Below are 8,098 nucleotides of genomic sequence, written 5' to 3'. Positions count from 1 at the left end.
GCTTTCTTTCATAGGTTATATATATGGCAAAGATAAAGAAAAAATTATCTGCTTCAGTTAAAGCCGCAAGAAGAGAAGCCAAACTTGATCGCCAGGAAAAATACGAAACTGTATTTATGAGTGGAAAGCAAGTGAGAGTGAAACGTCAAAAATCACTCGATGGAATTCCTGCTGATGAATTTATCAATCAAAACGCAGATGCGATTTGGCTACATCAAAATGGAATGTGGGATCAAATTGATTAACCAATGGAGTTAATCCAAAAGCTAACAAGGCAATTAAACGGAACTAAAACAGTGGGTTACGTTTCGCTTCGTTACACATTATAACCCACTGCTTTAGCCCGCTTATTGTGGCGTTATGCATCTGTGTTTATTGATGACTAAAGCTTAGAGGCCACATGAATATAAAAATAAATAAGGGTATGTTTATTTATGCGCAGACTTAGGTCAAGTGGCTTTACTCTCATAGAATTAGTCATTGTTATTATTATTCTTGGTGTACTGGCGGCAACAGCTGTGCCTAAGTTTTTTGATTTTCGTTCGGAAGCAATTATTTCGACTTCTGAAAACCTAAAAGGGGTTATTAATAGTACTTCAACATTGGTATACAGCAAATCAGTGATTGAGGGAGTAGAAAAGTCTCCGTCTGCAGAAATTATAATAAGTGGGCAGAAAATTGAGGTTGTTTATGGTTACCCTTCTGGGACTAAAAATGGTATTAGTGCAGTGATTGAATTTGATGAAGGTGATTGGGCTAATAATCAACGAGATAGTGAGTGGCACAGTCGGGCAAGCATTTTTCCTGGTGCTTGGATATATTGGCACGGTAGTTTTGAGCAGGATGCTGGTTCATTACAATGCTATTTACGTTATCGTCAGCCCGTGGCCGTTAACACTAGGCCGATTATTGATTTTGAGTTTAGGGACTGTTAATGGGTATATGTGTGCTTCGATAAAAATGTATTCCACTTAGTATATAGCTCAGCATGCATAATCGGGTAGCCGAAGGTGTCTAGCCTTCAGCCCCCAAGCACCAATCGGGGACACCCATAACTTCAACCATATAAAATCAATAGGTTAAGGTATTGTAGTTTACGGCTGTCCCTATTTTTTCTGTCTAAATCTCATTGCGTTTCTAATAAACTTTATTACAATTCATAGAAGATCTTCAATATAACAATAAAATTATCTTTAAATAAGATAGAAAACAAACTTGCATTTTAAATGCACATTAAATACAATCCCCCTTAAAGGTGCATTTGAAACGCATGTTATATATTTAGTTAAAATATTTGAAACAACATCTCAATCTTTGGACAGGCGATATGAATAAAACGGCAGTGAATAAGTTTATGAAGAAATCGACAGCCTCTTGTTGGAGACAGTCAAATTGGCCTCGTAGCTTAGTTTCTCAACATGGGCAGTTAGCGCTAGAAATTGAAGCGATCAATCACCTATTAAGTCAGGGTCACAGCAGTTTCATTCACATTGAAACTCGGTTACGAAAATTGACCAAAGGGCTGCTTCTTCACCTTGAACTGGAAAACTGTTTTCTTGTTCCTATTCTTGAAAAAAGTGAAGTACAAGAGAGTGAAAAAAATAGCCTTGTACAAGGTTATCTTATGCTTGCTAATACTTGTCATGCAATCAGTGATTATTTTCAAGCCCTTAAATTAGAGTGTGGAAATACATTGGTTGAAGAAAATCAAATACAACATATGCGTGATTTTTTGATTGAAATAGAAAATAGATTAAATGATGAAAGCATCATTTATTTACCGGTAAATAAATCGATGGAAGCTACTGATGAAATTTAACTTTTTAGGCCAAGATGCTGAATTAACTTGGTATAGTCAAGACATCATCACAGCTTCTGTCGATACTATCTATGGCAGAGAAATTCTTTGTCGGGGTTTTATTACCGCTTCTCAATCATTAATCCCTATGGCTGAATTGTTTTCCTATTTGTATGCTAATCCAGCGTTATTGCTCGAGATGACCTGTCAGCAAATCAAAGACAGCTACCAAGAAAGTGTCACGACTAAAACACCAAATATAAAAACGTGGATCAATCTCGCTGGACAATTAATTACAGATAATGATTTATTTGAATATTTATATACCAATGTGCTTTGTTCATTAACAGTCCAACAAAAGCAAAATTTGGTATTAGAAATTTGTGAAGATGATATTAGCGATGAAGTTGTTGTTGCCCGTTTGTCTTTTCTTAAAACACATGGCTTTATTATCGCCATGGATGATTTTGGCTCGGGTCATTCAAACTTACTGCGCTTAAGTCATATCCATTTTGACATTATCAAGCTCGATCTTCAGCTTTTAGCGAAAGTTCCTGATGATTTATGGGCTGCGAGTTTTTATCGTGAAATTGTCAATGTATGTTCTTCCGTGGGCAGTTTAATTGTAGCTGAAGGTGTTGAAACATCATTGCAATCTGACTTTGTACGTTGGGCGGGTGTTGACCTGATACAGGGTTTTTTATACTCAAAGCCAAAACCACTAAAGCAGTCTTACTCGTAAACGATAATTTACTAACAGTTATAGGAATTATTTATGAAATCACTTTTTCTTAGAATGCGCTTAATTCACTGGTTAGCCGCCATTTCATTATTTATCAACGCGATGTTTTTTAGCGAACAGTTAGTTTCGCAAGCTATACAATTTGTGGTGATGGTGTTGTTGATCATTCATGATCTGGACGAAAAATTTTGGGGTGTTGATTCACTGAATGAAACAACTGAATATATGCGTTCATTCGAGCAAAAAGATTTATCGGTGGCGTGTACGATAAATAGTAAGTTCAATAGCGAAATGAGCCAAGTACTCAGCGTTATTAATTCTTTTAGAAGTAATGTGCGACACGCTTTAATTGACATTCAGTCGCAGGCAAATGCGTCTGACGATATCGCGAGCACACTTGAATTAAAAACGCAGGATATTACTGATAGAATACAAACTCAGGATCAACAAGTTGCGCATATTGCTCGACAATTTGAAATTTTAGATGAACAATCGCTCGCTTTACAAACAAAAGCTGATGAAACAGAAGTACAAGTTTGTAAAACCAAAGAGAGTTTACTGCAATCAAACCTTGCGATGAAAAATATGGCAAATAGCATTGACTCTTATGCTACGAGCAGCGGTACACTCAAGGGAAAATTTGATTCATTAGCAGAGCAGGCTAGCACCATTGGCAGTGTCGTTGCGGTGATCAACAATATCGCCAATCAAACGAACCTACTGGCTTTAAATGCTGCCATTGAAGCAGCACGTGCCGGTGAACATGGCCGTGGTTTTGCTGTTGTTGCAGATGAAGTTAGGCAATTAGCGATGTCGACACAAAATAGTCTTGAACAAATTAATCAAATTGTATCCGGAATTTCTACTGCAGTGATGGAAGCAGGTGAACATATTGAGTTACAATCACAAAACCTTGGTGAACTTTCAATACATACGGTTGCTAGCCAAGAGGAAATTGACACCGCTTGCATTAATATTGATGCTATTTTGACGCTGATCAGTCAGCAGGAAAATTCAGACAACGTTGATATTCGTTATATTCGTCGCCTTGTTACTGAGGCTGCACAACAAATAGAAGGCTTACAGACCTTGTCCAGTTCAAATGCGCAAGATTGTAACGATTTAGAGCAACAGGGCAAGCGTTTAAATGAAGTGACTGAAAAAATTGTTGTGCAATTGAGCGCATTTAAAACCCACTAACCCTATGGGTAAAAGGACTTTTGATGAGACTAACAACCTATACAGATTCAGGACTGCGAGCGCTTATTTATTTGGCGAGTTTACCCAAAGAGCAATTAAGTAGTGTTGCCGAAGTGGCGGCGGTTTATCAGCTTTCCTATAATAATTTGGCTAAAATTGTCGGTCATTTAAAAAAAATCGGTTATGTGCGAGCCCTTCAAGGAAAGAATGGCGGTATACAGTTAGCGCTTACTGCCGACAAGATAAATATTGGTGAGGTTATTAGTCATCTTGAAAATCATTTAGATGGTGTTGATTGTGCCTCAACTGCTTGTAAGTTACAGTCGGTTTGTCGGTTACAACAAGCGCTTATTCTAGCAATGCACGCTTTTATTGGTGTAATGAATGAATACACACTGGCAGACTTAATATCAAATAAGGAGCAGTTAATGCCACTTTTAATCGCTTCAACAGAAGTATAGATATTAGGGGCTTTTGCTTCTCTGCTTTGAATTAATGATACTTTATTGCTTTTAATAAATTGTCGATATCACTATCAGATCAAATTCAGAGTATAGGTAGAATAAACATCCTTTGTAACTACTCAGCACCTAAATCACAGTTTTAATAACTTATTAAAGATCAAAAAGGATCGACTTGCTTGATCCTTTTTTAGCTTTATTCTAACTACTTCCTAAGCCTATAATGACATGGTTCATCAAGATGAAAGTAAGTGGTATCGATATTGAAAGCCATGTCGAAAAAATAAAACAACAGATTGAAGCCGATACAACATTATCTCCATCTATGCGCACCACGTTAGACTTATTATTACTTATCGTTACCCTGCTATGTCAGCGTCTTGGGCTTAATAGCAGTAATAGTAGCAAGCCACCATCAACTGATCTGAACAGAAAAAAAGAACCTAAAAATAGTAGTGAAAATAACTCGGGAGGCCATAAGGGCTCAACCCTATTACTTGATAGTAATCCTGATATCAAGCATAAACTATCCGTTGATCAGACCCTTTTACCAGAAGGCACTTACACCGAAATTGGTTACGAAACACGTCAAGTTATAGATATCGAATTTAAGCGTGTCGTGACTGAGTATCAAGCTCAAATACTTGAGAATGAAATAGGAAAACGCTTTGTTGCATCATTTCCTAAAGGAGTAAATAGTCGTATTCAATATGGTAATGGTGTTAAAGCCCATGCTGTTTACCTTTCTCAATACCAATTGTTACCTTATGATCGTATTCGTGAATATTTTACTGATCAGCTAAACATACCACTGAGCAGTGGTAGTCTTTATAACTTCATTAATACGGCCTATAGCAAGCTTGAAGAGACCCATGCGCTAGAAATAATCAAAGCTAATTTGCGCAATGAAGCTGTGCTACATGCCGATGAAACTGGTATTAACATTAATGGAAAACGACAGTGGCTACATAATGCGTCATCACTCAAATGGACTTACCTATCTGCACATGAAAAACGTGGGCATACTGCAATGGATGACATCGGGATTCTGTCTCATTTTAATGGCGTAATGTGTCACGACCATTGGAAACCCTATTATCGTTACGATTGTTTGCATTCGCTTTGTAATGCACATCATCTACGCGAATTAACCAGATCTTATGAGCAAGATGGTCAAGCTTGGGCTGAAACTATGCGTTTATTTTTGGTTAGCCTGAATCAATCAGTGAACAATGAAGATGGTCTCATCAGCAAAGATAAGCAATCCAGTTATATTGCCCAATACCGAACAATTTTAAAGGATGGAGAAAAAGAAAGCCCTGCTCCGATAGTAGTAAAAGGCAAACGAGGTAGGCCGAAAAAAAGCAAGTCTAGAAACTTACTTGAACGTCTGCAAAACTATGAAGGTGATGTACTTCGATTTATGGCCGATAGAGAAGTTCCTTTTACCAATAACCAAGGCGAAAATGACCTACGAATGGCAAAAGTTCAGCAAAAGATATCTGGTTGCTTCAGGAGTGAATATGGAGCGGAAATGTTTTTTGGCCTCAGAAGCTACCTATCGAGTAATAAAAAGCAAGGGGTCAGTGCATCCACAGCTTTAGCCTTATTATTAAATGGCATGTTACCAAATATTTTTACCCCTGCTGAGTAGTTACCATCCTTTTTCTTAATATCTAAAATATGCTTACCTCATATTTCCACATTTGCCTCTTTTTTCATTGCTATGAGGGAATGAAATACTGACACTTATCGCTTATTATTCAACTCTTTTACAAAATTACAGGTAAAAATGCAAGCCCCTCCCGCTGTTGTCTAAACCAGCTGCTTTTGTTTATGATGAACTTGTTGTGGCCTGTAAATTTGGCCTCTAATTTGTATTTAATCCAATATTATTTTTCTAAGCCAAATTGTAGTATATAAACCTTTATACCCATAATTATTGCGTGGTTATAAAGGTGGTTTAATAGTCAGGGAATAATTTGGGGTAGGTACGGTAAGCTTTTTTTAAAAAAAGTGTAGATAATGCCTCTGACTTGTCATTGTTTTTCTTGATTAGCCATAAAGCTCCGCCAAATAGAGAAATAGAAAACAAATTTGTTTCAATATCTTACAGTATCCAATATGAATCTATCTTAAATTTTTGTGGTTTTTTTTGCTAAATTTACAGATTAAAAACGGAGTGTTAAAAAGGCACATGCCCATTTTATTGAGCTTGTGGCTATTAATGCCCCTCTACAATAGCGGAGCTTTGTACCTAATCAGGTTGTTTTTTGAACTGTTAACACAAAGGTCCTAAGTCGGTATGCCCCTTTATATCTCAGAAAGCTAAGTCGCAAACGCCCCCATTATAATATGAGTTGTCTACAAATATCGTTCATACTGATATGTAGACATGCACTCATTTTGTACGAATATTGCCCCTTAACACTCGATGTTTAGCGCATTGCTTTCGACAAAATGAGTCACTCAAACTCACTAACGAATACTCAGGGCTTGCCAGCAACGCTCATTATATTGCCTTCAAAGAATTTGAGAACGCATGCATCCTCTTTAAACTTTTGGAGGCACTATGAATACTCATTTAGAAATAAATCAATATCGGGCGTTTGTTGGTATTGATTGGGTAAATGATAAGCATCATATTTGTTTACAAGATCTTACTACAAACAAACGAGAATTCTCCGTCATCGAACACAAGCCTAAAAATATAGATACATGAGCTAACAATCTTAAAAAACGATTTAGTGGCCCTATCGCTGTTGCAGTGGAACTCAGCAAAGGCCCAATTATCAGACGTCAATTGTTTATGCCTTGCTAAAATATGATTTTATTGTATTAATTCCAATTAATCCGACGACTTTAGCTAAATATAGAACCGCCTTTAAACCTAGCAGGGCGAATATGACTGATTGAGGACACCTATAACTTCAATTATATAAAATCAATAGGTTAAGGCATTGCAGTTTATGGCTGTCCCCGATTAACATCAACATTATAACCCACCATTTTAATCCGCTTAATGTGGCGTTAGCGTATTTCCCTAATTTAATTTCGAGTGCTACTATAGTGATACATATTTTAGGTTGGGATTATTATGAGAGTAGAACTAGTAACAACATTGAAGCGTCAAGCAACTAAGATTTTAGCTGAGCTTCACTCTTCGAAAGAACCAGTATTAATTACTGAACATGGACAACCCTCTGCATACCTTGTAGATGTTGATGATTTCGAATTCATGCAAAAACGCATGCAAATTCTTGAGGCTCTAGCTAAAGGAGAGCAGGCAATAAGCCGTGGAGAAACTATGTCTAATATTGAAGCTAAAGAGAAAATGAATAAATGGCTGAAATAATTTGGACAAATCCGGCTTTGGAAGATCTAAACGATATCGCAGAATATATTGCTTTGAGCAATCTACAGGCAGCTAAAGCTTTGGTTGCGAAAATTTTCGATAAGATTGAACGTCTTGAACAGTTTCCTGAATCAGGAAAGAAACCTATTGAGCTGACGACTCTAAATTATCGCGAAGTCGTTGTTAACCCTTGTCGTGTATTTTATAAAATAGATAGCGATAAGGTTTTTATTTTACACGTTATGAGACAAGAGCGGGATTTGCGAAAGTTCTTGTTGCTAGCGTAACACACAGCTACAAGGCCTTAAACGGAACTAAAACAGTGGGTTAGGTTTCGCTTCGCTACACATTTTAGTCCACTTAGAATCACTCGTCGGGACATCCCAATATTTTATCTTAACCCAACAGATTCCCGATAAAACAACTCGGGAATGACGGGATAACACGCGCCGTTCGGGCCCCCAATCTTTTATCTTAACCCAACAAAGATTCCCGATAAAACAACTCAGGAATGACGGGATAACACGCGCCGTTCGGGCCCC

At 37.3% G+C, this 8,098-nt stretch carries 9 protein-coding genes; all 9 read left to right on the top strand.

Going from position 1 to position 8,098, the window contains the following annotated elements; genetic code table 11:
• Positions 1–23: 23 nt before the first annotated feature.
• The 9 genes from CXF74_RS19985 (at position 24) to CXF74_RS19945 (ending at position 7,843) form a co-directional block, all read left to right on the top strand.
• Entirely contained in the window at positions 24–245 is a 222-nt protein-coding gene (locus CXF74_RS19985) for a hypothetical protein (protein ID WP_101084286.1), read from the top strand.
• Between the two features lie 189 nt (positions 246–434).
• The gene (locus CXF74_RS22950; RefSeq protein WP_101084285.1) at positions 435–935 is read left to right on the top strand and encodes a prepilin-type N-terminal cleavage/methylation domain-containing protein; all 501 of its coding nucleotides are present in this window, start codon (positions 435–437) and stop codon (positions 933–935) included.
• Positions 936–1,327: 392 nt separating this feature from the next.
• Positions 1,328–1,819 carry a hypothetical protein gene (locus CXF74_RS19975; protein ID WP_101084284.1) on the top strand — a complete coding sequence of 164 codons (492 nt, stop codon included), beginning with the start codon at positions 1,328–1,330 and terminating at the stop codon, positions 1,817–1,819.
• The gene (locus tag CXF74_RS19970; RefSeq protein WP_101084283.1) at positions 1,809–2,540 is read left to right on the top strand and encodes an EAL domain-containing protein; all 732 of its coding nucleotides are present in this window, start codon (positions 1,809–1,811) and stop codon (positions 2,538–2,540) included. The genes CXF74_RS19975 and CXF74_RS19970 overlap by 11 nt, the downstream gene beginning before the upstream one ends.
• Before the next feature lie 33 nt (positions 2,541–2,573).
• The gene (locus tag CXF74_RS19965) at positions 2,574–3,740 is read left to right on the top strand and encodes a methyl-accepting chemotaxis protein (RefSeq protein ID WP_232772601.1); all 1,167 of its coding nucleotides are present in this window, start codon (positions 2,574–2,576) and stop codon (positions 3,738–3,740) included.
• A 23-nt stretch (positions 3,741–3,763) separates the two neighbouring features.
• Positions 3,764–4,201, top strand: a complete 438-nt coding sequence (locus CXF74_RS19960) for an Rrf2 family transcriptional regulator (protein ID WP_101084282.1) — start codon at positions 3,764–3,766, stop codon at positions 4,199–4,201.
• 241 nt (positions 4,202–4,442) lie between these two features.
• Positions 4,443–5,855, top strand: a complete 1,413-nt coding sequence (tnpC, locus tag CXF74_RS19955; protein ID WP_101084281.1) for an IS66 family transposase — start codon at positions 4,443–4,445, stop codon at positions 5,853–5,855.
• Between the two features lie 1,443 nt (positions 5,856–7,298).
• A complete protein-coding gene (locus CXF74_RS19950; RefSeq protein ID WP_101084280.1) occupies positions 7,299–7,556 on the top strand; it encodes a type II toxin-antitoxin system Phd/YefM family antitoxin in 258 nt (85 codons plus the stop codon).
• Complete coding sequence (locus CXF74_RS19945; RefSeq protein WP_101084279.1) at positions 7,544–7,843, top strand: type II toxin-antitoxin system RelE/ParE family toxin; 300 nt, start codon at positions 7,544–7,546, stop codon at positions 7,841–7,843. Before CXF74_RS19950 ends, CXF74_RS19945 begins: the two co-directional genes overlap by 13 nt.
• The last annotated feature ends 255 nt before the right edge of the window (positions 7,844–8,098 follow it).

Source organism: Psychromonas sp. Urea-02u-13, from assembly GCF_002835995.1.
Classification (GTDB): Bacteria; Pseudomonadota; Gammaproteobacteria; order Enterobacterales; family Psychromonadaceae; genus Psychromonas.
Note: the sequence above shows the minus strand (reverse complement) of the source record. Positions and strands in the feature narration are given on the sequence as shown.

Bases quoted from the DNA above. Each gene is read 5' to 3' on its own strand.
- CXF74_RS19975 (WP_101084284.1), top strand. From the start codon at position 1,328: ATGAATAAAACGGCAGTGAATAAGTTTATGAAGAAATCGACAGCCTCT.
- CXF74_RS19965 (WP_232772601.1), top strand. From the start codon at position 2,574: ATGAAATCACTTTTTCTTAGAATGCGCTTAATTCACTGGTTAGCCGCC.
- CXF74_RS19950 (WP_101084280.1), top strand. From the start codon at position 7,299: ATGAGAGTAGAACTAGTAACAACATTGAAGCGTCAAGCAACTAAGATT.
- CXF74_RS19970 (WP_101084283.1), top strand. From the start codon at position 1,809: ATGAAATTTAACTTTTTAGGCCAAGATGCTGAATTAACTTGGTATAGT.
- CXF74_RS19960 (WP_101084282.1), top strand. From the start codon at position 3,764: ATGAGACTAACAACCTATACAGATTCAGGACTGCGAGCGCTTATTTAT.
- CXF74_RS19945 (WP_101084279.1), top strand. From the start codon at position 7,544: ATGGCTGAAATAATTTGGACAAATCCGGCTTTGGAAGATCTAAACGAT.
- CXF74_RS19985 (WP_101084286.1), top strand. From the start codon at position 24: ATGGCAAAGATAAAGAAAAAATTATCTGCTTCAGTTAAAGCCGCAAGA.
- CXF74_RS22950 (WP_101084285.1), top strand. From the start codon at position 435: ATGCGCAGACTTAGGTCAAGTGGCTTTACTCTCATAGAATTAGTCATT.
- tnpC (WP_101084281.1), top strand. From the start codon at position 4,443: ATGAAAGTAAGTGGTATCGATATTGAAAGCCATGTCGAAAAAATAAAA.